23 protein-coding genes are annotated in these 24,322 nt (G+C 67.9%); 9 read left to right on the forward strand and 14 right to left on the reverse strand.

The features are described 5' to 3' along the window. Window positions 1-78 precede the first annotated feature (78 nt). Together VKV26_00685 and VKV26_00690 are read left to right on the forward strand one after the other, a co-directional pair. Window positions 79-495 (forward strand): helix-turn-helix domain-containing protein, encoded by a 417-nt coding sequence (locus VKV26_00685; protein HLZ68401.1) that lies wholly within the window; start codon window positions 79-81, stop codon window positions 493-495. Window positions 496-569: 74 nt separating this feature from the next. Further along, complete coding sequence (locus tag VKV26_00690; protein ID HLZ68402.1) at window positions 570-1,523, forward strand: D-2-hydroxyacid dehydrogenase family protein; 954 nt, start codon at window positions 570-572, stop codon at window positions 1,521-1,523. A gap of 247 nt (window positions 1,524-1,770) precedes the next feature. Here VKV26_00690 and VKV26_00695 read toward each other — a convergent pair whose 3' ends face one another. The 10 genes from VKV26_00695 to VKV26_00740 all read right to left on the reverse strand — a co-directional run bounded on the left by VKV26_00695 (window position 1,771) and on the right by VKV26_00740 (window position 13,027). Beyond that, window positions 1,771-2,913, reverse strand: a complete 1,143-nt coding sequence (locus VKV26_00695) for an amidohydrolase family protein (protein HLZ68403.1) — start codon at window positions 2,911-2,913, stop codon at window positions 1,771-1,773. A gap of 315 nt (window positions 2,914-3,228) precedes the next feature. After that, entirely contained in the window at window positions 3,229-3,579 is a 351-nt protein-coding gene (locus tag VKV26_00700; GenBank protein ID HLZ68404.1) for a hypothetical protein, read from the reverse strand. Window positions 3,580-3,710: 131 nt separating this feature from the next. Beyond that, window positions 3,711-4,871: an amidohydrolase family protein gene (locus VKV26_00705; protein HLZ68405.1), complete on the reverse strand. Its 1,161-nt coding sequence runs from the start codon at window positions 4,869-4,871 to the stop codon at window positions 3,711-3,713. Window positions 4,872-5,117: 246 nt separating this feature from the next. Further along, window positions 5,118-6,368, reverse strand: coding sequence for a CaiB/BaiF CoA-transferase family protein (locus tag VKV26_00710; protein ID HLZ68406.1), 1,251 nt, complete (start codon window positions 6,366-6,368; stop codon window positions 5,118-5,120). Beyond that, window positions 6,365-7,633, reverse strand: coding sequence for a CoA transferase (locus VKV26_00715; protein HLZ68407.1), 1,269 nt, complete (start codon window positions 7,631-7,633; stop codon window positions 6,365-6,367). Before VKV26_00715 ends, VKV26_00710 begins: the two co-directional genes overlap by 4 nt. Window positions 7,634-7,664: 31 nt before the next feature. Continuing rightward, the gene (locus VKV26_00720; GenBank protein ID HLZ68408.1) at window positions 7,665-9,290 is read right to left on the reverse strand and encodes a 4-hydroxyphenylacetate 3-hydroxylase N-terminal domain-containing protein; all 1,626 of its coding nucleotides are present in this window, start codon (window positions 9,288-9,290) and stop codon (window positions 7,665-7,667) included. A gap of 33 nt (window positions 9,291-9,323) precedes the next feature. Further along, window positions 9,324-10,112 carry an SDR family NAD(P)-dependent oxidoreductase gene (locus VKV26_00725; protein ID HLZ68409.1) on the reverse strand — a complete coding sequence of 263 codons (789 nt, stop codon included), beginning with the start codon at window positions 10,110-10,112 and terminating at the stop codon, window positions 9,324-9,326. Between the two features lie 69 nt (window positions 10,113-10,181). Further along, a complete protein-coding gene (locus tag VKV26_00730) occupies window positions 10,182-11,216 on the reverse strand; it encodes a J domain-containing protein (protein ID HLZ68410.1) in 1,035 nt (344 codons plus the stop codon). A 35-nt stretch (window positions 11,217-11,251) separates the two neighbouring features. Next, window positions 11,252-12,166 (reverse strand): NAD(P)-dependent oxidoreductase, encoded by a 915-nt coding sequence (locus VKV26_00735; GenBank protein ID HLZ68411.1) that lies wholly within the window; start codon window positions 12,164-12,166, stop codon window positions 11,252-11,254. A 39-nt stretch (window positions 12,167-12,205) separates the two neighbouring features. Further along, complete coding sequence (locus VKV26_00740) at window positions 12,206-13,027, reverse strand: SDR family NAD(P)-dependent oxidoreductase (GenBank protein HLZ68412.1); 822 nt, start codon at window positions 13,025-13,027, stop codon at window positions 12,206-12,208. 186 nt (window positions 13,028-13,213) lie between these two features. On the opposite strand from VKV26_00740, the gene VKV26_00745 reads away from it, so the two are divergent. Together VKV26_00745 and VKV26_00750 are read left to right on the forward strand one after the other, a co-directional pair. Then, on the forward strand, window positions 13,214-13,471 hold the full coding sequence (locus tag VKV26_00745) for a DUF5678 domain-containing protein (protein HLZ68413.1): 258 nt from the start codon (window positions 13,214-13,216) through the stop codon (window positions 13,469-13,471). After that, window positions 13,426-13,941, forward strand: a complete 516-nt coding sequence (locus VKV26_00750) for a hypothetical protein (GenBank protein HLZ68414.1) — start codon at window positions 13,426-13,428, stop codon at window positions 13,939-13,941. The genes VKV26_00745 and VKV26_00750 overlap by 46 nt, the downstream gene beginning before the upstream one ends. A 113-nt stretch (window positions 13,942-14,054) precedes the next feature. Here VKV26_00750 and VKV26_00755 read toward each other — a convergent pair whose 3' ends face one another. After that, window positions 14,055-14,426 (reverse strand): group 1 truncated hemoglobin, encoded by a 372-nt coding sequence (locus VKV26_00755; protein HLZ68415.1) that lies wholly within the window; start codon window positions 14,424-14,426, stop codon window positions 14,055-14,057. Window positions 14,427-14,641: 215 nt separating this feature from the next. Between VKV26_00755 and VKV26_00760 the strand changes: the two genes are divergently transcribed. From VKV26_00760 to VKV26_00780, 5 genes are all read left to right on the forward strand, one after another. Next, window positions 14,642-17,269, forward strand: a complete 2,628-nt coding sequence (locus tag VKV26_00760) for a LuxR C-terminal-related transcriptional regulator (protein ID HLZ68416.1) — start codon at window positions 14,642-14,644, stop codon at window positions 17,267-17,269. 184 nt (window positions 17,270-17,453) lie between these two features. Then, entirely contained in the window at window positions 17,454-17,756 is a 303-nt protein-coding gene (locus VKV26_00765) for a hypothetical protein (GenBank protein ID HLZ68417.1), read from the forward strand. A 232-nt stretch (window positions 17,757-17,988) separates the two neighbouring features. Then, window positions 17,989-18,375 (forward strand): group 1 truncated hemoglobin, encoded by a 387-nt coding sequence (locus VKV26_00770; protein ID HLZ68418.1) that lies wholly within the window; start codon window positions 17,989-17,991, stop codon window positions 18,373-18,375. A gap of 134 nt (window positions 18,376-18,509) precedes the next feature. Next, the gene (locus VKV26_00775) at window positions 18,510-19,082 is read left to right on the forward strand and encodes a hypothetical protein (protein ID HLZ68419.1); all 573 of its coding nucleotides are present in this window, start codon (window positions 18,510-18,512) and stop codon (window positions 19,080-19,082) included. A gap of 105 nt (window positions 19,083-19,187) precedes the next feature. Then, on the forward strand, window positions 19,188-20,219 hold the full coding sequence (locus tag VKV26_00780; protein ID HLZ68420.1) for an LLM class flavin-dependent oxidoreductase: 1,032 nt from the start codon (window positions 19,188-19,190) through the stop codon (window positions 20,217-20,219). A gap of 138 nt (window positions 20,220-20,357) precedes the next feature. Here the strand turns inward: VKV26_00780 and VKV26_00785 are convergent, their stop codons facing one another. The 3 genes from VKV26_00785 to VKV26_00795 form a co-directional block, all read right to left on the reverse strand. After that, window positions 20,358-22,181: an ABC transporter ATP-binding protein gene (locus VKV26_00785; GenBank protein HLZ68421.1), complete on the reverse strand. Its 1,824-nt coding sequence runs from the start codon at window positions 22,179-22,181 to the stop codon at window positions 20,358-20,360. Between the two features lie 146 nt (window positions 22,182-22,327). Beyond that, a complete protein-coding gene (add, locus tag VKV26_00790; GenBank protein ID HLZ68422.1) occupies window positions 22,328-23,371 on the reverse strand; it encodes an adenosine deaminase in 1,044 nt (347 codons plus the stop codon). Next, a complete protein-coding gene (locus tag VKV26_00795) occupies window positions 23,368-24,315 on the reverse strand; it encodes a hydroxymethylglutaryl-CoA lyase (protein ID HLZ68423.1) in 948 nt (315 codons plus the stop codon). Before VKV26_00795 ends, add begins: the two co-directional genes overlap by 4 nt. Window positions 24,316-24,322: the final 7 nt, after the last annotated feature.

A 24,322-nucleotide genomic window follows, 5' to 3' on the forward strand; every position in this document is an offset into this window, starting at 1 on the left:
GTGTTCGCGGTGTATACTTACGATAGTAGTGATGGTGTTGGTTCGCAAGAAGGCACCAAGATGTGATGTAGGTACCCGATGGTAACCAGCATTTCGGACGAACCGGCGGCCGTCTCATCGCTGAGCCCGTTCAGCGCCGGCTGCCCTACTCGCACCCTGCTCGACTCGATCGCGGACAAGTGGGCGACACTGGTCATCGACCTCCTCGGCCTCGGTCCACGCCGCTTCGGCGCGCTGCGCCGCGCCATCGACGGCATCTCGCAGAAGATGCTGACGCAGACGCTGCGCAACCTCGAACGCGACGGCCTCATCAGCCGCCGCGTCTATCCCACCACGCCGCCCAGCGTTGAGTACGCGCTCACGCCGCTCGGCGCGACGTTGATCGAGCCGATCGGCGCCCTGCGCGCCTGGGCCGAGGCGAACATCGAGCAGGTGCTCGCCGCCCGCGACGCCTTCGACGCGCGCTCGAGCAAACAGGTTGAACCGCTGCCCTGACCAGACGCGCGCCCGAGCTACTCAGCCGCCGCACCAACATGTATGCTTTCTGTATATAACATGGAGGTACGGCGATGCTGCGCGTAGCGCTGCTGGACGACTATCAGGATGTGGGGCTCACTTCGGCCGACTGGCACCGGCTGGACGGCAAGGCCAGCGTCGAGGTCTTTCACGACCATCTCACCGACGAGGCGGCGCTGGCCGAGCGGCTGCAGCCGTTTGAGGTGGTGATGGCGCTGCGTGAGCGTACGCCCTTCCGCCGCTCGTTGTTGCAACGGCTGCCAAACCTGAAGCTGCTGTGCACCGCCGGCATGCGCAACGCCTCGATCGACATGGAGGCGGCCAAAGAGCGCGGTGTGCTCGTCTGCGGCACCGGCGGAGGCGGTCGCGCCACGATGGAGCTGACCTGGGGGCTGATCCTCGCCCTTGTGCGCAGCATCCCCCGCGAGGATCGTTCGGTGCGCGCCGGCGGCTGGCAGGAGACGGTCGGCTGCGGCCTCGACGGCAAGACGCTGGGCATCATCGGCCTGGGCAACATCGGCGGGCAGGTGGCCGAAGTTGGTCGGGCCTTTCATATGCGCCTGCTCGCCTGGAGCCAGAACCTGACCGACGAGCGGGCAGCGGCCTGCGGCGCCGAGCGGGTGAGCAAGGACGAGTTGCTGTCGCAAAGCGACATCGTTACGATCCATCTCGTGCTCAGCCCGCGCAGCAGCGGCCTGCTGGGCGAACGCGAGCTGGCGCTGTTGCGACCCAGCGCCTACCTGGTCAACACCTCGCGCGGGCCGATCGTGGACGAGACGGCGCTGATCCTGGCGCTGCGGCGGAACGCCTTCGCCGGCGCCGGGATCGATGTGTATGACCGCGAGCCGCTGCCGCCCGATCACCCGCTGCGCACGCTGCCCAACGTCGTGCTCACGCCGCACCTCGGCTACGTCACCGGCGACACGTACCGGGTGTTCTACGGCCAGACGCTGGAGAACATCGAGGCGTACATCGCCGGCGAGCCGCACCGCGTGATCAATGGGTGAGGCCAGTTGTGGCCCCCACGCCCCAGGTCATCTCGGTTGCCCCCGATGACGGAGGAAGGGAAGATCTGGACGCGGAAGGCTGGGGGGCTAAGGCGTAGCTGTTTGATCAGGCGCAGGGCGCCTGCAGGCGCCCACAGGTGGCCTCCGCAGCGCGCAGCAGCCTCCGTCCCCTCGAACCAAAGCTCCCCTCCCTCTCCCAGGATTGGGAGAGGGAGGGGTTGGGGGAGGGTGAGGGCCGACTGCCCGCTTACACCGCCGCGGCCACCGGCAGCTTCGACTGGTCGATCGCGTAGAGCTGCTGCACGTTCTTCCAGACCATCGCCTCGCGCTCGTCATCCGGCACGCCGGCCATGATCTCGCGCAATACTTCTTGCGAGCGCGGCCAGATCGAGTCGTGGTGCGGGTAGTCGTTGCCCCACAGCAGCCGGTCCACGCCGATCGAATAGCGTGTCTCCACGCCGATGTCGTCGTCCTCGAACGTCGCGTAGAACTGGCGCTTGAAATACTCGCTTCCCGTCATCTTCAGGTCAGGCGAGGCGTCGTTGCGGCTGCGGTAGATCGCGTGGTCGAAGCGCTTGAGCACGTGGCCCAGCCAGCCCGTCTCCCACTCGGCGCAGATGAAACGCAGCTTCGGATGCCGCTCGCAGACGCCGCTCGTGATCAGGTTGCTGACCGTGTTCCAGATGCCGGCGTGCGAGAGCGTGTAGCCGACGATCGGATCCCAGTAGTCGGGCAGGCTCATGCCCCATTCGGCGCCGCAGAAGATGTGCATCGTGATCGGCAGGCCGACCTCTTCCGCCGCCGCCCAGAACGGCTCGTAGACCGGATCCTTGTACGGCTTGGCGACGGGCGCCGTGCAGGGGATGGCGACGCCGCGGATGCCCATCTTCGCGCAGCGGTACAGCTCCGCGATCGCTTCGTCCACGTCGGGCAGCGGCAGGCAGCCGACGCCGATCAGCCGCTCCGGCGAGTGCGAGCAGTAGTCACGGATCCAGTCGTTGTGGCGCTGCATCACCGCCTGCGCCACCTCGCGGTCCGGGACGGCGAAGGTGAACATGTTCAGGCTGGGATACATCACTTCGCCGACGATGCCGTCGACCTGTTGCTCATTGAGCCGCGCCACCGGGTCCTTAACGCCGGGATTCATCCCCTCCCAGCCGTGCTTCATGCGCTCGTGCGTCTCCGGCTGGTCGAGCCGGCTGCCGGCGATGCCGAGCCGGCCGACGAGGATCGGTCGGTTGAGCTTGGGCCAGTAGAGATAGACGCCCTCGCGGCCGTTGACGCCGTCCACCACGCGCGGCGCCCGGTCGCCAAAGCGATCGACGAGGCCGTCGTAGACCTCGGCCGCCTCCACCACGTGCGAATCGCAGGAGTAGAAGATCTGCGCCATCTTCGTCACCTCTCTCGTGAACCGGGTGCGCCGGGCTCCGCCATGACTGCCGGCATGCGGCGGCTTCGAGGTCACAATACGCCAAATCCGCGCCCTTCAACAGCGCGCCAGGCATGCCCGCGGCCGTTCGGCCCTCAACCTCTCGTCTCGCCTTCTCCCAATCCTGGGAGAGGGAGACGATCCGGCCTGAAGCGTTCCGATCGGTTTGCGGTTTACCGGACGCCGTCCGAGCCAGCACCCGAGGATCGCCCCTCGCCCAGGATTGGGCGAGGGGAAGGGGGTGAGGGCCAGAGCCGCGGTTACGCGCCCAACCGCTCAGTCCGACAGCGGGATGAAGAGCGATACGCGCTCTTGCGTGCCCAGGCCCCTGGTGATGTGGCCCTTGCCCGTCAGGTCTTCGGCCAGCAGAATCGTGCCGGGGCCGATGTGGCGCTTCTCGCCGTTGGCGCCCTCGACCTCGGCCTCGCCGGAGAGCGTGATCACGAACTGCCGGCGCGGCGCATGGTGCCAGTCCACGAGCTGGTCTGCCGGGCTGGTGCGGAAGATGATCCCCGCGCCATTGAAGAGCTTCGACGTCTCCGAGGAGCCGTTGGCCGAAAGCTCGATCTGCACGTCCTCGAAGTGCGTCTGGCCGTCGTCGCCGGCGTACATACGGATGTACTGCATGGCCTCACCCCCCGGCCCCCTCTCCATGCCATGGAGAGGGGGAGGCTGCGGAACTCGTTTTGAAGTCTGGAAGCACCCCCTGGCCCGCAAAAGCCCCCTCTCCATGGCATGGAGAGGGGTTGGGGGTGAGGTCAGAAGTCGAGGTGGTAGAGCGCGGCGGCGTTGTCGTGGAAGACGGCGCGGCGCACCTCTTCGGGTTGGCCCGCCATGCAGCGCTCGATATGCTCCTTGGCCGTCTCGGCGGGATAGAGCGAGGTCGGGTGCGGAAAGTCCGTCTCGAACAGCACATTTTTGTGGCCGATCACGTCCAGCAGCCGCTGCGGCGCCGTCGTTTCGAACCAGAAACAGGCGTAGATCTGGCGCTTGAAGTACTCGCTGGGCAGCAACTTGTACTCCGGATGCTCTTCACGAACGCCGCTGCCGACCCACTGCCAGTCCATCGCCTCCATCAGGAACGGGATCCAGCCGATGCCGCTCTCGACGGAAACGAACTTCAGATCGGGGAAGCGGTGGCAGATGCCGCTGAAGATGATCTCCATCACGGCGTAGGCGTTGTTGATGAAGAGGCCGACGCCGGAGGCGGCGAAGTTGGCGTGCTTGCCGTTCTCTTTGAACTGCTTGTGCTCCGAGCTGAGGTCGCCGGAGCCGATGTGGAAGTTGATCGGCAGTTGCAGGTCCTGCGCCGCCGCCCAGATCGGGTTCCAATGCGGATCGGCCAGCATCGGCAGATCGAAGTCGTCCGGCTCGCTGGTGAAGATCACGCCTTTATGCCCGAGTTTCCGGGCGCGGTGCATCTCCTTCACCGACGCCTCGACATCCCAGAAGGGCAGCACGCAGAGCGGCACCAGCCGCCCCTTGCCCGGCGCCGACCACTCGATCGCGAAGTCGTTGTAGGCCCTGGCGCTCTCCAGCATCAGCTCGGGGTCCTTGAGCTTGAGGAAGCGGCCGCTGCCGAAGCCGGCGACGTTGGGATAGAGCACGTGGGCGTAAATGCCTTCTTCGTCCATCAGCCGCAGCCGTTCGATCGGGTTGAAGGCGCCCTGGTGCGCATCCTCGTACGTCGGCGGATTGTTGGGCGGCGGCTCCTTCCAGCCGGCCATCGCCGCGGCCGGCGCGGCGGCGATCATCTCGTCGCCGATGAACCAGGCGAGGTTGCCGCGCTCCTCGTTCTTCTTGACGTGCAGGACTTTGTCGCCCCACTTCTTGGTGGAGACGCGCGAGGTCCAGAGATCGGCCGGCTCCGAGATGTGTGTGTCGACGTCGATGATCTTGAGCGGCTGTGCGGTGACCATTCGCTGGCTCCTTGCGGCCTGTCGGCCCTCATCCCCCTTCCCCTTCTCCCAATCCTGGGAGAAGGGGCGATCCTGCGTCGGGCGCTCCGTAGCCGGTGCGGTTACCCATGCTCCCTCTCGGCATCGCGATGCCGAGCCTCCCCTCGCCCAGGATTGGGACCAGAGGATATCCCGGGGGTGAGGGCCGAAAGCCGGGTGAGGCCCGCCAGCCTCTCTCCTACGCCCTATGCCCTCCGACCTACGCCCTCAAATTACGCCTTCGGCCCGCAGCTTCGCCAGATCTGCTTCGGTCAGGCCCAGTTCAGCGAAGACCTCGGCGTTGTCTTCGCCGAGCAGCGGGGCACGGCGGCGGATCTGCCACGGGGTCCTGGTGAAGCGGATCGGCGCGCCGGGGTAAAGGAAGGTTTTGCCTAGCTCCGGGTGCTCGACCTCGACCTGGAAGCCGCGGGCCTTCAGGTGCTCGTCTTCGAACGCCTCTTCCGGGCTGTAGACGATGCTGACCTGGAAGCCGCGCTGCTGCGCGCCCTGGAAGAAGTCCATGGCCGGCGTGCGCTCCGCGATGAAGTTGAGCGCGTCGCGGCCGGCGCCGAGGCGGGCGCGCACGTTGTCGTCGCTGGCAACCCGGTCGAGCTTGAGGCCGCCGGTCTCTTCGATCGCCAGTTCGAGGATCGGCGTCTGGTCGAACTCTTCGGCGATACCCAGCTCGTGCAGCCAGTCGAGCACGCTGCGGAACTGGGCGGCCGTGCGCGGCGGCACACCGGAGACGACGTAGCGGCCGTCGGCGCAGCGGATCTGCGTGGGCTGCGTGCCGTGCACGGAGGCGTGGCGGCCGGTCTGGCGCTGCACGGTCTCGCGCATGCCGAGCCAGGTGTACGTGCCGGCTTCCGTCGTGACGTTGGCGCAGGCGTGCATGTTGACGTCGATGTGCTGGCCGCGGCCGCTGCGCTCGCGCGAGAGCAGCGCGACGAGCGTGGACATCACGGCGAAATGGCAGGCGGTGTGGTAGCCCTGGTTGCCGCCGCCGCGCACCGGCGGCAGCGCGTGGTCGTCGTAGCCGCACATCCACACCGGCCCGCCGCCCGCGAGGATGGTCAGGTCGGTGAACGCCTGGTTCGTACGCGGGTCGGCGAGGCCGAACGGCGTGATCGTCACCACGATCAGGCGAGGATTCCGCTGCAGCAGCTCGTGCCAATCTGAATCGGGCGCCAGCCCCGGCGCGGCGCCGGCGACGGGGCACGCGAGCAAGACATCGGCCTGCCGCACCAGACGATCGAAGAGAGCGCCGCCCGCCGCCGCTTCCCGGTTGAGCGTGACGCCGCGCTTGCTCGTGTGGTAGTGCCAGCGCAGGAGCTGCCGCTCGGGCGTGAGTCCATCAGCACCGGGCTGCTCGACCAGGACGACAGCCGCGCCCATGTCGGCCATGAGCTTGCCGGCAAACGAACCGTACTCGCTGGCCACTTCAATGACCGTGACTCCGGTGAGCGGCCCTGCCGTCATATCGCACCGCTCTGCTGCATCACTCCGATCGCCGGCGTGCTGTAGCCGAGGATTTCGCCGAGCACGCAGCCGTTGTGCTCACCAAGGCAGGCGGCGCCGCGCTCAATCGTCCAGTCTGTTTCGGACAGGTGCACCGGCTGCCCATCCACGCGCACGCCGCCGAGCTCGGTGTGCTGCGCCTCCGGCCACAGCCCCCACGCCGCCGTATTCACATCGTGGTCGATGCGCTCCTCCGGCGACACGACGGCGCTCGCCGGCACACCGTGCTCCTGCAACAGCTGGGCTATTTCGCGGGCCTCGGCCCGCCCGGTCCAGTCCGCTATCAACGCGTCAAGTTCGTCCTCGTGCTCAGCGCGCCCTTCCAGCGTTTGGAAGCGCTTCTCCTTCATCCAGGGGAGATCAAGCGCCGAACACATGCACTCCCAGTCGTGCTGATCGCGACAGGCGATCGCCACCCAGCGGTCCTCGCCGTTCGCCGGGTAGACGCCATGCGGAACCATGCGATGGCCCAGCTCAAGCCCCTGGTCGCGGTTGCTGTTGGGCATGCCGGGGCGGCGCAGCGGGCGGCCGTTGATGGTGTAGTCCAGCAACGCGGGGCCGTTCAGCGTGGCGGCGACTTCGGTCGTGGCCATGTCCACCCACTGGCCCTCGCCCGTGCGCTCGCGGTGGAAGAGCGCGGCCATGATCGCGATCGCCATGTAGTAGGCGCCCGTGTGGTCCATGTAGGAGTAGCCCCAGCCGGCCGGCGGCTGGTCCGGCAGGCCGGACTGAAAGGTCAGGCCCGAAAACGCCTGCACGCTCGGCCCCCAGGTCTTGTACTGCTTGTACGGCCCGGTGTGGCCGAAGCCGCAGTTGGAGACGTAGACGATGTCCGGCCGGATCTGCCGCAGCCGCTCGTAGCCAAAGCCCAGCCGCTCCATCACGCCCGCGGCGAAGTTCTCCGAGACCACGTCCGAAACGGCGATCAGGTCTTCGAGCGCCCGCCGCGCCGAGGCGGTGCGCAGGTTCAGCGTGATCCCCAGCTTCTCGACGTTGTGGTTGTTGAAGCTGATGCTGCGGTCTGTCCCCGGCTTGTGGTCCTTGAACGGCCCCATCTGCCGCAGGATGTCCCAGCGGCCCTGATTGGTCGGGTCTTCGATGCGGATCACCTGCGCGCCGAAAGCGGCCATGAAGCGCGTTGCGCCCGCGCCCGCGAGCTGGCCGGTAAAGTCGCAGATGCGCAGGTGTCCAAGCGCGGATGGGCCGGAGGGAACGCCGTCCAACATCGCTTTCCCACTCACTCCTGTTTCCTATTTTCTAGTTGCTATTTCCTGTCGAGCCATCGGTCACGCCTCCGGCGGGCCGAGCACCCGAAACGGTGCTTTGCGGCTGCGTACCCGCGGGGTAGGCGCCGGCCATCGCTCCGGGCGGCGGGCGGTAGCGCGGGCGGGCGCCGGGGCGCTCGGACGAGATCGGCAGCGACGTGCCCTCGCGCCGGCCGAGCGCCCGCTCCACGATCTCGCTCAGCGGCTCTTTGTCGTACTGCAGGTAGAAGCCGGCCATGTTGCGGATCGGGTCGCCGGAGTAGAACCTCACGTACTGCTGCATGCGCTGCGCGAACGACTCGCCGGTCACGTCCCAGGCGAGCTTGAACAGCGACACCCGCTCCTCCGCAGAGATGCCCGGCCGCCCGCGCACGAATTTGTCCACATACGGCCGGATCTCAGGGCTGAGCAGGTCCGCCTCCGACGGCGCGTAGAAGAAGCCGCCGCCGGCCAGGCTCTGCACGATCTCGACGAAGCGGGCGTAGATCTGCGGCGTGTGCAGGTGAAACGCGCGGCCGCCCAGCCCGCCGGAGAGCCAGACGCCGTCTGGCCCCGGCTGCGCCGTCGCCTCCGTGCCGTAGAAGACGGCGCGGGCGATCTCGAGATACGAGAGCATCTCGCCCAGTTTCTCCTGCACGTGCAGAAAGCCGGTGATGCCGATGCAGTCCGCCAGCTTCGTGGCCAGGCCGCAGAAGAACTCCATCTGGCTGAGCATGCGCGCCGCGATCTGCAGCTCGGTCGTCGAGCCCACGGCGGCGAAGATCGGGTTGATGATCGCGCCGCTGCCCGGCGAGCCGTCCACCAGCACCCGCTCCCAGGGCACGACCACATCCTCGAAGATGGCGATGCAGTCCATCTCCTCGAAGCGGCTGCTGAGCGGGTGGTCAAAGCGCGAGCGTGGCAAGGGCGAAACCGTCTCGCGGCAGATGAACTTCATGCCGGGCGTATCGATCGGGATCGAGAACGTCACGGCGTAGGCGTCGTCGCCGGGCGCCACGCCGCCGTAGGGGATGACCGCGACCTCCTCGGTGAGCGGCGCCATCGTACCCAGCATCTTAGCGCCGCGTACGACGATCCCCTCGCTCGTCTCCCCGACTTTGCCCAGGTGCAGGAACGGGTCCTCCTGCTGCGCCGAGGTACGCGAGCGGTCGATCTGCGGGTTGATCAGCATGTGCGTGAGAAACAGGTCGTTCTCCCGCGCGAACTCATGGTAGCGCACGGCGTTCTCGCCGTACTCCGGCTTCCCTCTGGCGAAGTGCTGCTTCGCCAGGCTCCAGCCGGTGACGAAGCAGTTCATGAAGTCCGGCCCGCGGCCCAAAAAGCCGAAGTTGTGGTCGGCGCGCAGCTTGCAGTGCTGCCGCTTCTGGATCAGCTCTGCCCGCGAGCGCGGCACGAGGAACGAGGTCGAGACCGGATCGCCGCTGCTGGGCGAGCAGAAGGTCATCACCTCGCGGTAGGCCGGGTCGAGCTGCATGTCGTACAGCTCGGCGATCGCGCGCATCGGCTCCTGCAAGATCGGTTCTTCGGTCACGTCGACAACGCGCCGCCCGCCGAGATAGACACACGGCTTGCGCCGCTTCAGCGACTCGATGTACTGCTGGCCGGAGCGAGCGGGCATGGCGCTTCCTCGATTTACGATCTCCGGCGGGCTTCAGCCCACGAACACGCCGCCGCTGGGGTGCAGCAGCTCGCCGGTGAAGAACGAGGCCTCGTCCGAGGCGAGGAAAAGCGCCGTGTTGGCGATCTCCTCCGGCTGGCCGAAGCGGCCCATCCAGGTCATACCCAGCACGCGGCGCTGAGCCTCCTCATCGGTGCGCAGGCGCTCCGTCATCGGCGTCTCGATAAAGCCGGGGCCGATGGCGTTGACGCGGATGCCGCTCGTCGCCAGCTCCATCGCCAGCACTTTGGTCAGCATCCAGACGCCCGCCTTACTGATGCTGTAGGCGCCGCCCTGCCCCGGCATGCGCGACATGATCGAGCCGAGGTTGATGATGCTGCCCGGCCGCTTGTTAGCCAGCATCCAGGCGGCGGCGGCCTTGTCCGAGTAGTAGACGCCCCAGAAGTTGACGTCGATCACGCGCTTGAACCAGTCCACCGGCATCGTCAGCACCGTGAACGGCTGCTGGGGCTGCTCCTCCGTCGCCGGCCTGCCGGAGCCGATGCCCGCCGCGGCCACCAGCACATCGACGGCGCCGAAGGCCGAGACGCACTGCTGCACCATGCGCTCGTTCGCCGCCTGGTCGGTGGTGTCCACCTGCAGCGCCGTCGCTTTGCCGCCGGCCGCCTCGACCTGGCGCACCGTTTCGGCGGCGCCTTCGAGGTTCATGTCGGCGGCGCAGACCGCGGCGCCTTCTCTGGCGAAGCGCAGGCAGCAGGCGCGGCCAATGCCGCTGCCGCCGCCCGTCACCAACGCAACCTTGCCCTCAAGCCGTCCGGCCATCGTCAATCCCTTGACTCGATCATCGCTGCCCACTAACAGAGGACACCCAGCTAGCAGCCCACCGGGATGTCATGGAGTCGGCGAATATAGCTCAATGGCCTTGGCCAAGGCATTAGAAATGTCAGACCGATCCCAGCGGCTCACCTCAAACTGAAACGATATCCCGTTGTGCAGGTGAATCAAGAGATGCTTCCGGAACAGGCCAGTGCCCCCGCGGCTATCTATCCTCTCAACATCCCTCCATGCATTGCTAGCCGTCGGGGACTGCCCCGGAGTGACAGGATTCTGATAGAATGCAAATCCGGTGCTGTATATTATGATCAGCCCCGTGCGCTTTTGCGAGTTTGTGATCAGTGTGACCGCAAACTTTCCAGTTACGACCGCAGCACACTCCCCCTCACGCACAGCTCCTGCGCTCTTGCCATTGCCAAAGACACGCTCTTCCAAGTCGATAGGCATGGCTTGTCCGAACTGGGCCACGTATGCATGGTAAGTCGCCGGATCCAGTAGCATTTGAAGGAAGCTGAGAACAGATGGTATTACTCCCTTTTGGATCACAAACTTCCATTGCCCCCCATCTCTCATGCAGATGACTAGTGTGGGGATCACCACATACGAATTTTCCTGTCTTGCGGTAGCTATTTCATGATACGGAATACTGACAACGGTGATATCAGATGTATACAGCCTTGGAACATAGAGCAATCTTCTATCAGTGAAGACCAGATCGCCTTTATCTGACATTGATGTTCCAAACATCGCCTCGGCTTCCATAAGATAAAGTTCTTGATTACCATCGTCCTCGCGATTCGAAGCGGAATGACTCGAACTTTCTTGGCGTGAATATGTACCGGAGGATCGATCAAGATTGTCGCGTATATCCCAGTCGCAGTCATAGGCTCTCCTCTCCACTTCGTCACTCAGCACATCATGAGCACGATTGAGGCTCTTCATGACAGAGTTGTCACCGTTGACTTTGTCTGGGTGATACTCCTGCGATAGGCGTCGATAGGCGGCTTCGATCACTGGAAGGGTGGCATTCCTGTGCACCTGAAGGATTTCGTAGTAGTCTTCCCATAGTATTAGCCACTGCTTCTGATCCATGACTTGCACGCCTCATCGCAGAGTGAATCGCCGATTCAGGTGGCGCGACTCTCTTCGCGGAGCCGTACTCCTCCTCTGGCTTCAACCATCTTCGCAATGCTGGTGAAGTCGTCATCGCCGTAGCCTTCGGCGACGGCGTGGCGCCAGGCGTTGACGTTCGCCTCGCAGACGATCGTGGGCACGCCCAGCGACTCGGCCAGCTCCTCGAACAGCTTCACGTCCTTCAGCATATGCTTCGTGAGGAAGCCACCCTGAAAGCGGCCCGTCAACACCTGGCGCGGGATCTGACCCAGCGTGGCGCTGTTGCTGCCGCTGCCCGCGTTCAGCACATCGACCGCGAGGGCAGGGTCGATCCCCGCCTTCGCGGCCACGGCCAGCGCCTCGGACGTCGCTGCCAGCGCCATCGAGGAGAGGATGTTGTTGACCAGCTTCATCGCCTGCCCCATGCCCGGCTCGGCGCCGAGGTAGAAGACGTTCTTGCCAATGATGCCGAGCAGGTCGCGGTGCGCCTCGTAGAGCGCCGCCTCGCCCGCGCACATCACCGCCAGCGTGCCCTCTTCGGCACCGCGGATTCCGCCGCTCACGGGCGCATCCAGAAAGCCGATGCCGCGCGCCGTCAGCGCCGCGGCCACCCGCCGGCTCACCGTCACGCCGGTCGTGGAGAGGTCGATCAGACAACCGCGAAAGCCTGCCGCCGCGATGATGCCATCCTCGCCCGTCGCGACCGCTTCCAGCACGGCCGGCTCAGGCAGGCTGGCGAAGATGACGTCCGCCGCCTCGGCCACGGCGCGCGGCGTGCCGCAGACCGTGACCTCGGCCCGGTCGGCGAACGGCGCCAGCGCCGCCGCGTTCACGTCGCAGACCGCGAGGGGATGGCCGGCGCCGTGCAGCCGGCGCGCCATCGGGCCGCCCATGTGCCCAAGCCCGATGAAGCCGATCCGCTCGCTCATCCCGCCTGTCACCTGTTACCTGGCACCTATCACCTGCATTCAGACCAGCCCGGCGTCGGTGAAGGCACGGTCGATGCGGTTGAAACGCCGCTGGATGAAGCCGCGCGCCTCGGCGTGCGTATGGATGTAGAGCCGGTTCTCGCGCACACCTTTCAGCACCAGCTCGGCCACCTCGTCCGGCTCGATGTGGCGGCCGACCACGGCCTCCTGCTCCTCTTCGGAGCGCGTCGGCGCCGCCACGGGCCCGCCGAACTCCGGCTGGCGGTTGCGGCCGGCGAAGCGGATGTTGGTGTTCACGACCATCGGGCAGAGCACGGAGACGCCGATGCCGTAGGCGCTGAGGTCGCGGAACAGGACCTCGGAGAGGCCGAGCACGCCGTACTTGGAGACGCAGTAAACGCCCAGCCCCTGGTTCGGGATCAGGCCGGCGAACGAGGCGGTGTTGACAATGTGCCCACCCTCACCCTGTTCAAGCAGGCGCGGCACGAAGACCTCGACGCCGTGGATCACGCCCCAGAGGTTGACCTGCAACACCCACTGCCAGTCGGCGTGCGTCATTTCCTGGATCGGCCCGGCGCGGTTGACGCCGGCGTTGTTGAAGACGACGTGGACTTTGCCGAAGCGTTGAACCGTACGCTCGGCGAGGCGCTGCACGTCTTCCAGCTTGCCGACGTCGGTCCGCACGCCAAGAGCCTCGGCGCCGGCCGCCTCAAGGCCACGTGCCGCGGCGTCGAGCGGCGCCTGCTCGATGTCGGCGATCACGATCTTCAAGCCCTCACGGGCGAAGCGCCGCGCCGTGGCGAGGCCGATGCCGCTGGCGCCGCCGGTGATCACCGCGACTTTCCCGGCCAAATCCTGCATCCCACGCCTCGCCGGTTCCTGCTCGTGCCGGCGCCGCCACTCGCGGAAAACGCCGGCAACGGGGCCACGATAGCATAGAAACCGCGGCCGCGCGGCGGGCGGCTCTCAAGCCCAGCACGGGACAGCCGCAGCGGCTATGCTGAAGAGGACATCCTTTGCGCATACTCCGCCGAGAGAAGCGTCAAGATGACGAAACGAACAGTAGCACCTCCTGTGGTGCTGTCGCCGCTGGACCGGGAGCGCGCCTTCTGGCGAATGCACCGCGAGGAGCTGACGGCACGATACCCGGATCAATTTGTCGCCGTGCGACGAGCGACGGGTGAAATCGTCGCCGTCGCGCCGCACCTTGCTGACGTGTGGGAGGCCGCCCGGCAGCTGGGCTTCGATCAAGGCGACGTGTGGGCAAGGAAAATGATCACCAAGCCCCTGATGTTGATCCTGTGATCCGCGGAAGCTTTGAGCGACTCGAAGACCTTAGGCTCCAGAATCCGTTTCCCATCGTACGCATCGCACTGTCAATCAACGGAATTACACCCGAGCCGGCTGAGATCGACTTCGTGATTGACACGGGTGCTCAGTTCACTTGCCTGCAACCGAACGACGCGGGGACTTGGGCAGGCATCCCGGATGATCGGCTGCGCGATCCGCGCGCGTGGCCATCCACATCCGGCGGCTTCGGCATAGGCGGAAGCAGCGCATTCTTCCCCATGCCAGCGGTTTACAGGTTCGCGCATGAATCAGGACGTCATCTAGCGCTGCGCCAACCTATCTACATCGCGCAACTCACACGTGAGAACGAGGAAATGCCATCCCTGATGGGCTGGGATGTGCTGCAACACTTCCGTCTCTCGCTCGATTACGCTTCCGGCGACGTGCGCCTGACGCGCCGGCGGGGCCGGCAGCGGCGAGCGTAGTCGGCCGCGTCGATCGCTGGGCGGACATGGCCTGACGCTTGATGCCTGCAAGCTCCGGCCGCAGCGCGCCCGCACCGCGACGTTGCCAGCCGAGTCCGTGAAGGTGCCGCTTGCTATTGCGCCACGATCTCCTGCCGGTATGGCGCAACCGCTGCCAGCGCCCGTGCGACCAGCGGCTCCGGCACGCCGGCGATGGCGAACGCTTCGTTGAAGTAGATCAGCATACGATCGAAGTCGGCTGCGGTGATGCCACGGCCCGCGTGCGCCTCGTGCATCGAGCGCCCCGTGTATTGCTCCGGCCCGTGCAGCACCAGGCCGAGGAACTCGCGCTGGTGCCGCTTCAACTCCTCCAGGTCCGTGTGCGCGAAGAACGCGGCCAGCCGCGCGTTGCCAAGCACGCGCAGATAGAACGCATCGACCACCTTTTCGAGCACCGGCGCGCCGCCGATCGCCTGATAGAGGCTCCTCCGCGTGCTTCGCGCCAACGCCGCCTCCGGATCGCTGCCACACCGAAGCGGGAGGCACCGAACTCGCACGTTCATGTGCTGCCCGCGGCCGCCCTCCGACCTGTACGAGCGTTCCGCACCAGTCGATACCGTATACTACGCGGGAGTCTTTCGGCCGGTCACGCTCGATCGCACGGCCCGGACGGAGCGGCGCGAGACCGGGGGGATGACGCCGCTGCGCGCAGGACGGCCGCATGGTGGCAGCACGGTACTCCTCGCGGCTGCTGGAGCGCGAACTGGAGCTCGATCGCCTGCGCCGAGCTTGGCGCGAGGTGCGGGCCGGGCACGGATCGGCGTGGCTGGTTTGTGCCGAGGCGGGCGGCGGCAAAACGCGCCTGGTGCACGAACTCCTCCGCGAGAGCGGCGCGCGGGCGCTGTGGGGAGCCGCTGAACCCGTCGCCCCGCCTGAGCCATACCTGGCGCTGAAGCGCGCCCTGCCCGGCTTCGAGCCAGCGGCCACGCGCGAAGGTTCGATTGCGAACGTCATGGCGCAGTTTGAGCAGGTAGGTGCGCGGGGGCCGCTGCTGTGTGTGCTGGACGACCTGCACTTCGCCGACGAAGGCACCATCGCCGTACTCGTGCGCCTCTGCCTGGAGAGCCGCGAGCGTCCCTGGCTGATCGTTGCCATGTTGCGGCCCGCGGAGGGTTCTGCTGCCCTGCAGCTTGCCGTGACCGAAACGGTGGCGCAGGGCCGGGCTCAGCGGCTTGACCTGGCGCCGCTGTCCCGTGAGGCAGTGGCCATGCTGGTCACCGCCGTGCGCGCCCGGGGCGATGCCGAGATCGACGCCGACAGCATCTACCGTGACAGCGGCGGCAATCCCTGGTTCGCCGAAACGCTGGCGCGCGGCAACAGCGCCATCGCCGCCGCGCGCGACCGCCTGCTGCTGCGCTTGGACCGGCTGGAGAACGCGACTCCTGGCGCCTGCGCCGCCCTCGCCGCCCTTGCGCCGGCTGCCCGCCCGCTTCCCCATGCCGTCGCCGCCGACGTCTGCGGCGGCGACCGGCCGGGGCTGCGCCGCGTCTTCCTCGGCCTGCGCGACGCCGGAGTTTTGATCGAAGAGCCGCTCGGCTGGGCCTTCCGGCACGAGTTGCTGCGCCGCTCGCTGCTCGACGGGATGATCGCCGCGGACCGCCGCGACGCCCACCGCGCCCTGGCCGAGGCGTTGGAACGGCGCGAGGCCGGCGCGCCCGAGCTGGCGATGCACTACGCGGCCGCCGGCGATCGGCGCGCCGTGGACTGGGCGCTGCGCGCCGCGCGCGAGGCCGGCGCCGTGGACGCGCACGCGGAGGCGCTCGCCCAGCTTCAGCGGGCGCTCGCGTTTGACCTGGAAACGGAGCAGCGCCGTGCGGCGTTGCGGGCGGCCGCCATGGAGGCCTTCCGCCTCGGCCGCTTCGTCGAGGCGCAGCGGCTCAACGAGGAAGGGATCGCCCTGCCCGGCGGCGATCCGGAGACGATCTCGCTGCTGCACCAGCGCGCGGCCAACGCGGCCCGGCTGCATGGGCACCTGCCCGCGGCCGGCAGCCACATGAACGCCGCCGAACAGGTGCTGGCCGATCGCCCCGTCAGCTTTCAGAAGGCGAACGTCGCCGTGGCGCGGGCCTTGCAGTACACGGTACAGGTCTCGCCCGACCAGGCCATCGACGCGATCGAGCGGGCGCTGACAATGGCGCGGGAGTTGACCGACCCTGCCCAGGCGCTGCGCATCGACTCCGAGGCGCGTGCCTACCTCGTGCTCACCCTGCTGGACCGCGGAGACCCGGCCGCCTACCGCAGCTTCCGGCAGTTGCTCAGCGTGCCGGCCGGCGGGCGCAACTATGCCAGCGACATGGTGATCGCGCGCATCAACACCTTCGCCGGCTCGGTGTTCTCGCTCTTCCATGCCGAGGCCGAGCGCCTGCGCGAGGAGCTGCTCGACGGCATCCGCCGGCACGAGCTGGGCTGGCTGCCCTGGGCCGACCCGCACCGTGTGCTGGAACTGGTGCAGCTCGGCCGTTACACCGCGGCGCGCGAGCTCGCGCGAACGCTGACGCCGCCGCAGCCCGGCTCACTGGAAGGCAGCACCCTGCTTTGCGCGAACATCATCGCTGAGGCCCGAGCCGGGTCGCTTGAGCGGGCCAGGGCGCTGCTGAACACCGCCGAGCGAAACGACGCCTATCGGCACCAGGCGCTGCTCGGACTGGCCGAGCTCGACCTGGCGCTGGTCGAGCCGGACGCTGCCGCGGCCGGGCTGGCGCAGCGCGTCTACGAAGAGGCCGATCGCCGCCGGCATGCGCGGGTCGCCGGCGTGGCCGCGGTCGCGCAGGCGCTCAGCGCGGGAGAAGCGCCGTCTCGCCCGCCGTGGCTCGCAGACGATTCGCCGCTGGGCGTTTTCTGGGAGTGGGCCGCCGGCATCGTCGGCCAGGATGCCGAGGGGCTGCGCGCCGTCGCCGGGCGGCTTGCGGCCATGCGCTGCCCATACGAAGCGGCGCTGGCGCTGCGCGACGCCGGCGACCTCGCGGCGGCCTACAAGGCGTTTGGCGAGCTGGGCGCCGGCAACGCCCGCCGCCAGACGGCGCTGCTGCTGCGCGCCAACACCCAGCGGATTCCGCGCCGCACGCGCGCGGCGGTGGCCGACGATGGCCTCACGCCGACCGAGCGCGAGGTCTGCCGCCTCGTCGCCGCGGGCGCCAACAACCGTGCGATCGCCGACGACCTCGGCATCAGCGTACGCACCGTCGAAAGCCATCTCGCCCGCATCTACCCCAAGACCGGACAGCGCGGCCGCGTGGCCCTTGCCGTCTGGTGGCGCGAACACGACGGCGCCGGCCGCGACGACAACTGAGTCCGACCTCCCGCCCCTCTTCCCTCTTCCCCTCCCCGGCCCAGCGGAGCGCGGACCGCGTGGATTGCCTCCTCACGTCTTCGCTCGGACCGCGCCTTCGGCTGGCGGCTTCACTGTTGGCTGCACCACACAGCGCCCTTAACTTGCGTAGTCTCGCGGAGCGAAACCGGGGAGAGTCCGCGCGATGCTGAGCATGCCGGCGGTGAGCGCCGCCGAGTATCTGCTCAACGAGGTGAGACTCATGCGTGACGCGACACAATCAGCGACCGATTTGCCGAACAGCACCAGCGGCAACGAGGCGCGGGACGAGGTACAGGGCTACGGCATTAAGGTGCCCGACTTCGGCCCACAGATGCCCTCCGCGCTGAACTTCACCTTGCCGGCGCTGGGCAGCCCCACCAGTACCGCTGGAGAGGCGGACCCGTCGCTTGCCATGCGCAAGGCCGGCGGCATCCAGGGCGAATTCAGCATCATCGGCGTGCTCTAGCCCGCTCGCACCGTCCCCTGCTTCCTCGCTGCACTCGCCCTGGAACGGCGACGGCGAGTGCCACGTCCTCGTCAACATCTCCACCTACTGGGCATAGCGCGGCTGCCGGCCCTTGCGTCCCTCTCTGCGCCGGGGCCGCGGCAGCGCCCCCCTCCGTCACTTCACGTCACGGACAAGCAGGTCGCCCGCGTCATCGATTCCGGTGGCGCGGAGCGCCGAGGAGCGAAACGTCATGCGGCACGATACTTCGATCTACGACGCGATCGGCGGGCAGCCGGCGGTGCTGGCCGCGGTGGAAGAGTTCTACCGGCGCGTGCTGGCCGATCCGGCGCTCGCCCCCTTCTTCGCAGAGATCCCCATGCAGCGGCTGAAGGGACATCAGGCCGCCTTCTTCGCTATGGCGCTGGGCGGACCGGACCGCTACAAGGGCAGATCCATGCGCGAGGCGCATGCCGGCCGCGACATTATCGACAGCGATTTCGACCGCGTCGCGCAGCACCTCACCGACACGCTCGAATCGCTCGAAGTCGACCAGGAAACGATCGGTCAGATCATCGGCCACGTCGCGCTACTGCGCAGCGAGGTGGTCGACGCGGAGACGGAGGAGCCGGCGGCGTAAGAGTCGGCATTTCGCCTCTGTCTCCGCATATACGTCCTGGGCGTCGCCCGGCTCATCCGCGCCGGCCGCGTGCGCCAGCGACACTGAAAGGGCGCGGCCCCGGCTTCGCCGCGCTGAGAGGAGGAGGCAGCAGCATGCAAAGCCCCGTCGACCGTTTGGAGAAGCTCGCGGCTTTGCACCGGCGCGGCAACCTCGGCGACGCAGCGTTTGCAGCCGCGAAGGAGTCGGTGCTGGATGCCTGCGAGGAGAGCGAGAGGCCAGATCACGCGGGCATGGCAGTGGCGGACGCGCGCTCGTCGCACGGGGGCAGCGTTCACACAACCGCAGGCGCCTGGCCGGGAGCGTCACGCCGCGCGCCGTTCTGGCGCAACCCGTGGGCGCTGGGTGTGGCGATCACCGTGGCGATCTTCTGCGGATTCATGTATGCGGCGGTCGCGACAGCGGTCATCCCGTCGAGCGCGCTTTGGACCGGCCGGCTCGCCTGCAGCAGCCCCGCTCACCTCGTCTCTCACCGCTCGAGGGCGAGCTTCGGGAACAGTACCCAGATGACCGTGCGCTTCACGTGTGTAGACCCCTCGGGAGCATCGAAGCGCGCTGATACATTTGCGATCTTCGGGCTACAGCTTGCGCTCGGCGCCGGGGTGTCGCTGGGCCTTATCGCCGTCACCGGTCTGGTCTCCGCCGGAATCGCCCGCCGGCGGAGATGACCGCCTCTCGCGCTCCGGCCGCGGACGTGGTTCGATCGATCCTGCGGGGACCGCGACAGGCGCGCCCCGACACCTCCGACTCTGCCAGGACGTCCGCCCGTGGCAATGCTCAGCGTGCTCGACCAGTCTCCCATACGCCGCGGCGGCACGCCGCGGGACGCGATCAACGAAACGCTGCGCCTGGCCGAGGTCTGTGACCGACTCGGTTATCGGCGCTATTGGCTGGCCGAGCACCACAACTCTGGCGGCCTCGCCTGCGCCAGCCCCGAAGTGCTGATCCCGATGGTGGCGGCGCGTACGCAACAGATCCGCGTCGGCTCCGGCGGCGTGATGCTCAGCCACTACAGCCCGCTGAAAGTGGCCGAGACCTTCCGCATGTTAGAAGCGCTGCATCCGGGACGCATCGACCTGGGTATCGGCCGGGCGCCGGGGAGTGACGGCCGCACGGCGCGGGCGCTGGCGCACGGCCCCGGCGCCCTCGGCATCGAGCACTATCCGGAACAGCTCGCCGACCTCTACGGCTTTCTCACCGACGACTTCCCGCGCAACCACCCCTTCCACGGCATCCACGCCATGCCCGCCGGACCAGAGATGCCCGAGATCTGGCTGCTCGGCTCGACGGCGGAGAGCGCCAGCCTGGCGGCGCACTTCGGCTGGGCCTTCTCCTTCGCGCAGTTCATCTCGCCGGAGGGCGGCGAGGGCATGATCAGAGCATACAAGCGCCACTTCAAGCCTTCGCCGCTGCTGGCCGAGCCGCGGGCGAGCATCGGCGTCTCCGTCACCTGCGCCGATACCGAAGAAGAGGCGGAACGGCTCTGCTGGAGCCGCTGGTACTGGCGGGCGACGGCGCTGGGCGGCGGGCGCGGCGGCGTGCCGCCGGTGGAAGAGGCGCTGGCATATTCCTACACCGAGCAGGAGCGCGAGTACATCGAGTACATGCGCCGTCTCTCGATCCACGGCACGCCAGAGCAGGTGAAGGCGCGCCTGCTGGCGCTGGGCGAAGCGTACGGCGTGGACGAGTTCGTCGTCGTCACGATCACCCACGACTTCGCCGCCCGCGTGCACAGCTACGAGCTGCTGGCCGAGGCGTTCGGGCTGTCGGCTCCCGTTCCCCCGTCCCCTTTCCCCCAATCCTGAGGGGAAAGGGGCGATCGCGGGTTGGAGCGATCCGGACAGACGTCGGGTTAACCGCAAAGCGATCGGAACGCCGTAAGCGCGATCGCCCCTCGCCCAGGATTGGGCGAGGGGAGGGGGTGAGGGCCAATCGGCCCGCCCTCAGTCCCCTGCCGGCACCGCGTCGATCGCGCCCTCGAGCGCGAACTGCTGCTCGTAGAGCCGCGCGTAGACGCCGCCGCGGGCCAGCAACTCGGCGTGTGTGCCGCGTTCCACCACGCGGCCGGCTTCCACCACCAGGATCAGGTCGGCCTTGAGGATCGTGGAGAGGCGGTGTGCGATCGCCAGCACCGTGCGGCCGCGCGTCAGCCGCTCAAGCGCCTGCTGAATCGCCCGCTCCGTGCCCGTGTCCACGCTGGAGGTCGCCTCGTCCAGGATCAGGATCGCCGGGTCTTTGAGCAGCGCCCGCGCGATCGCCACCCGCTGCTTCTCCCCGCCGGAGAGGCGGTAGCCGCGCTCGCCGACGACGGTGTCGTAGCCGTCGCGCAGGCCGGCGATGAACTCGTGGATGTTCGCCGCCCGCGCCGCCGCCTCGATCTCCGCATCGGTCGCCTCGGGGCGGGCGTAGCGCAGGTTCTCGCGGATGGACGAGTGGAAGAGGAACGGCTCCTGGTTGACCATGCTGATCGCCTGGCCCAGCGATTCCAGCGTCACATCGCGCACGTCGAGACCGTCGATCGTCACACGGCCGCTGCCCACGTCGTAAAGGCGCGGCACCAGGTAAGCGATCGTCGTTTTGCCCGCGCCGCTGGGGCCGACCAGCGCCGCGAACTTCCCCGGCGGCACGGCAAAGTCCACGTCGCGCAGCGCCGGCACGCCGCGCAGATATGAGAAACCGACATGCTCGAACGCCAGCCGTCCGGCGACGTTCGTCAGCGGCAGGGCATTGGGCTTGTCCGCGATCTCGTGCTCCAGGTCGAGGTAGTCGAAGATGCGCTCGAACAGCGCCAGCGAGCTGAGCACCGTGATCTGCACGTTGAGCAGCGAGGAGATCGGCCCGAACAGCCGCTGCACGAAGGCCGCGAAGGCCACAACCGTGCCGATCGACGCCTCGCCGCCGATCACTCGGTGCCCGCCGTACCAGTAGACGACGGCCGGTGCGATCGCGGAGAAGAGGCCCATCGCCATCTGGAACCAGCGGCCGACCATCGCCCGGCGGATGTTGAGGTCGCGGATTCGGCGCGAGGTGCGCTGGAAGCGCTGGTACTCGTCGGTCTGGCGGCCGAACGTCTTCACCAGCAGGGCGCCGCTGACCGAAAGCGTCTCCTGCATCTGCGCGTTGAGGTCGGCGAGCTGCTCCTGTGTCTCGCCGAAGATGCCGCGCTGCACCTCGCCCACGCGCCGCGCCGGCAGCACAAAGAGCGGCAGCGGCGCGATCGAAAAGAGCGCCAGCCGCCAGTCGAGCGCCAGCATCAGCGCCAGCGTGCTGCCCGCCGTGATCGCGTTTTCGATCACCGCGCCGAGCGTGTCGCTGACCACGCTCTGCACGCCGCCGACGTCGTTGTTGATGCGCGAGAGCACTTCGCCCGTACGGTTGGCGGTGAACCAGCGCAGCGACATGCCGCCGAGATGGCGATAGAGCGTGCCGCGCAGGTCGAAGACCACATCCTGCCCGACGAGGTTGCTGAGGAACGAGCGCAGCACGCCGACCAGGGCGCCGAGCGTCACCAGCCCGACGATCGCCAGCGCCAGCACGTCGATCTGGTAGCCGTCGTGCCGGGGAATCGCCTGGTCGATGATGCGGCGGAAAAGCAGCGGCGGCCCGAGGCCCACCGTCGCGGTGATGATGATCGTGAGCAGGTAGCCGGCCATCGTCAGCCGGTGCGGCCAGAGCAGCGCCGTGGCGCGGCGCATCGTCGGCCAGGCCGGGCGTGTGGGCCGCGATCGCTGACGCCCCGGCCCGCCGCCGGGACCGTGGAAGAACATGCAGCGCTCCGAAACAGAGACGGGAGCAGCCGAAAGGGCTGCTCGCCTTTCCCTCTATGGTGCCGCAGACCGGCCCGTTTCGCACTGTCTGAACGGCCCTGCCCATTCGGGCGGCAGCGCGGGCCGGAACCGGCGCACGGCCACGGTCAGGTGAGGTGTTCAGCCTTCAGCGCAAGCATCTCCGTCCGAAACCCTTCCTCAAGTTCGCGCCGGCGCGGCGCCGGCAGGAAGCTGTGGCGCACGGAGTTGAGTACAAGCTCGTCGATTGTGTCGAGGTCGAGGCCGAATTGCGCACGCAAAAGCAGCAGCTCGTCTGTGAGCGTGGTGTTGAACAGCGGCGGGTCGTCGCTGCCGATGCTGAGCGGCACGCCGGCCGCGAGCAGCGCCGGCAGTGCGTGACCGCCGTAGCCGTCGCAGACGTTCAGGCAGACGTTGCTCGTTGGGCAGACTTCCAGCGCGATGCCTCGCTCCTTCAGCACGGCCGGCAGCGCCGGGTCTTCGGCGGCGCGCACGCCGTGGCCAATGCGCTCGGCGCCCAATGCATCGATCGCCTGCCAGACGCTTTCCGGTCCGCACAGCTCGCCGGCGTGCGGCACGGCGTGCAGGCCCGCCGCCCGCGCCCGCTCGAACCAGGGCGCAAACGTCGCGGTCGGGCCGTCGCGTTCGTCGCCGGCGAGGCCGAGCGCCACTACACCCTCGCGCTGTCCCTCGATCGCGCACGCCAGCGTCTGCTCACAGGCATCGCGCCAGTCGGACCGGCTGGAGTTGTGCATCAGGTCGAAGATCCACCGGATCTCGACGCCAAGCACCCTGCGCACCCGCTCCCGGCCACGGCAGAGACCGGCGAAGCTCTGGTCGAATGGCACGCCGCGCCGCGTGTGCGGCACCACCGAGTAGGTCACCTCGGCGTAGCGTACGTGCTGCCGCGCCAGCTCTTCGCCGAGCTGCCAGGTCAGCAGCTCGAAATCGTCGCGCTCCTTCAGCGAGTCGCAGATCGCGCTGTAGATCTGCAGGAAGTGGCGGAAGTCGCTGAACCGGAACCACTCGCGCAGGCCGGCCACGTCGTCCGCGGGCAGCGCCACACCGTGCAGGCGCGCCAGCTTCAGCAGCGTCTCCGGCTGCATCGAGCCTTCCAGATGAACGTGCAGCTCGGCCTTGGGCAGGCCGCGGATGTAGGACTCGGCGCTCACCGCGCGGCCAGCCGCTCGCGCACGCCCGCGGGCGGCTCGTAGCGCCGCGAGCTGGGGCCGGCCTTGATGATCTGGCCGCGCAGCGGGTGGCCGAGCACCCGCTCGCCACGCGTCGCCGTCTCCACCAACTTTTCGAGGTCCACGCCCGTTTGCACGCCCATCGCCTCCAGGCAGTGCACCAGGTCCTCGGTGCAGACGTTGCCCGAGGCGCCCGGCGCAAAGGGGCAACCGCCCAGCCCGCCAAACGAGGCGTCGAAGTGCGTGACGCCGGTCTCCATCGCCGCCAGCACGCCGGGAATGCCCATCGCCCGCGTGTCGTGCATGTGCAGGTGCCATTCGATGCCTGGGAACTTCGGCGTGAGATAGGCGAACGTCTGCTGCACCTGCCGCGGGTTGGCCATGCCGGTCGTGTCGGCCAGGCAGACGCCCTTCGCGCCCAGATCGACCAGCCCGCGCACCACCCACTCCAGCCGTTCCAGCGGCACCGCGCCCTCGAACGGACAGCCGAACGACGTGGCGATGCCGGCCACGACCGGCACGCCGGCCCGCCACGCGATCTCGGCCACGGCTGCCATGCGGTCCAGCGATTCGGCGGTGGTCATGTTGACGTTGGCCAGGTTGTGCGTGTCGCTGGCGGAGAGCACGGTGTCCAGCTCGTCCACGCCGGCCTCGACGGCGCGCTGAGCGCCGCGCTCGTTCGGCACCAGCGCCGAGTAGACGACGCCCGGGGCGCGGCGGATGCCGGCAAACACGTCGGCCGCGTCGCGCAGCTGCGGCACCGCCTTCGGACTCACGAACGACGTGACCTGAATCCGCTTCAGTCCCGTGCCGCTCAGCCGGTCGACGATCGCGATCTTCTCTTCGGTCGAGACGAAGCCCGGCTCGATCTGCAAGCCGTCGCGCATCCCCACCTCGCAAACCTCGACCGTTTTCGGCAGCTTCATCGGCGGC

Source organism: Dehalococcoidia bacterium (assembly GCA_035310145.1).
Taxonomy (GTDB): domain Bacteria; phylum Chloroflexota; class Dehalococcoidia; order CAUJGQ01; family CAUJGQ01; genus CALFMN01.

Excerpts from the sequence above, each read along its gene's own strand:
- VKV26_00775 (HLZ68419.1), top strand. The coding sequence starts at position 18,510 with ATGCAAAGCCCCGTCGACCGTTTGGAGAAGCTCGCGGCTTTGCACCGG.
- VKV26_00795 (HLZ68423.1), bottom strand. The coding sequence starts at position 24,315 with ATGAAGCTGCCGAAAACGGTCGAGGTTTGCGAGGTGGGGATGCGCGAC.
- VKV26_00730 (HLZ68410.1), bottom strand. The coding sequence starts at position 11,216 with ATGGATCAGAAGCAGTGGCTAATACTATGGGAAGACTACTACGAAATC.
- VKV26_00700 (HLZ68404.1), bottom strand. The coding sequence starts at position 3,579 with ATGCAGTACATCCGTATGTACGCCGGCGACGACGGCCAGACGCACTTC.
- VKV26_00685 (HLZ68401.1), top strand. The coding sequence starts at position 79 with ATGGTAACCAGCATTTCGGACGAACCGGCGGCCGTCTCATCGCTGAGC.
- VKV26_00780 (HLZ68420.1), top strand. The coding sequence starts at position 19,188 with ATGCTCAGCGTGCTCGACCAGTCTCCCATACGCCGCGGCGGCACGCCG.
- VKV26_00740 (HLZ68412.1), bottom strand. The coding sequence starts at position 13,027 with ATGCAGGATTTGGCCGGGAAAGTCGCGGTGATCACCGGCGGCGCCAGC.
- VKV26_00760 (HLZ68416.1), top strand. The coding sequence starts at position 14,642 with ATGGTGGCAGCACGGTACTCCTCGCGGCTGCTGGAGCGCGAACTGGAG.
- VKV26_00725 (HLZ68409.1), bottom strand. The coding sequence starts at position 10,112 with ATGGCCGGACGGCTTGAGGGCAAGGTTGCGTTGGTGACGGGCGGCGGC.
- VKV26_00715 (HLZ68407.1), bottom strand. The coding sequence starts at position 7,633 with ATGTTGGACGGCGTTCCCTCCGGCCCATCCGCGCTTGGACACCTGCGC.
- VKV26_00705 (HLZ68405.1), bottom strand. The coding sequence starts at position 4,871 with ATGGTCACCGCACAGCCGCTCAAGATCATCGACGTCGACACACACATC.
- VKV26_00695 (HLZ68403.1), bottom strand. The coding sequence starts at position 2,913 with ATGGCGCAGATCTTCTACTCCTGCGATTCGCACGTGGTGGAGGCGGCC.
- VKV26_00770 (HLZ68418.1), top strand. The coding sequence starts at position 17,989 with ATGCGGCACGATACTTCGATCTACGACGCGATCGGCGGGCAGCCGGCG.
- VKV26_00720 (HLZ68408.1), bottom strand. The coding sequence starts at position 9,290 with ATGCCCGCTCGCTCCGGCCAGCAGTACATCGAGTCGCTGAAGCGGCGC.
- VKV26_00735 (HLZ68411.1), bottom strand. The coding sequence starts at position 12,166 with ATGAGCGAGCGGATCGGCTTCATCGGGCTTGGGCACATGGGCGGCCCG.
- VKV26_00785 (HLZ68421.1), bottom strand. The coding sequence starts at position 22,181 with ATGTTCTTCCACGGTCCCGGCGGCGGGCCGGGGCGTCAGCGATCGCGG.
- VKV26_00765 (HLZ68417.1), top strand. The coding sequence starts at position 17,454 with ATGCTGAGCATGCCGGCGGTGAGCGCCGCCGAGTATCTGCTCAACGAG.
- VKV26_00690 (HLZ68402.1), top strand. The coding sequence starts at position 570 with ATGCTGCGCGTAGCGCTGCTGGACGACTATCAGGATGTGGGGCTCACT.
- VKV26_00710 (HLZ68406.1), bottom strand. The coding sequence starts at position 6,368 with ATGACGGCAGGGCCGCTCACCGGAGTCACGGTCATTGAAGTGGCCAGC.
- VKV26_00745 (HLZ68413.1), top strand. The coding sequence starts at position 13,214 with ATGACGAAACGAACAGTAGCACCTCCTGTGGTGCTGTCGCCGCTGGAC.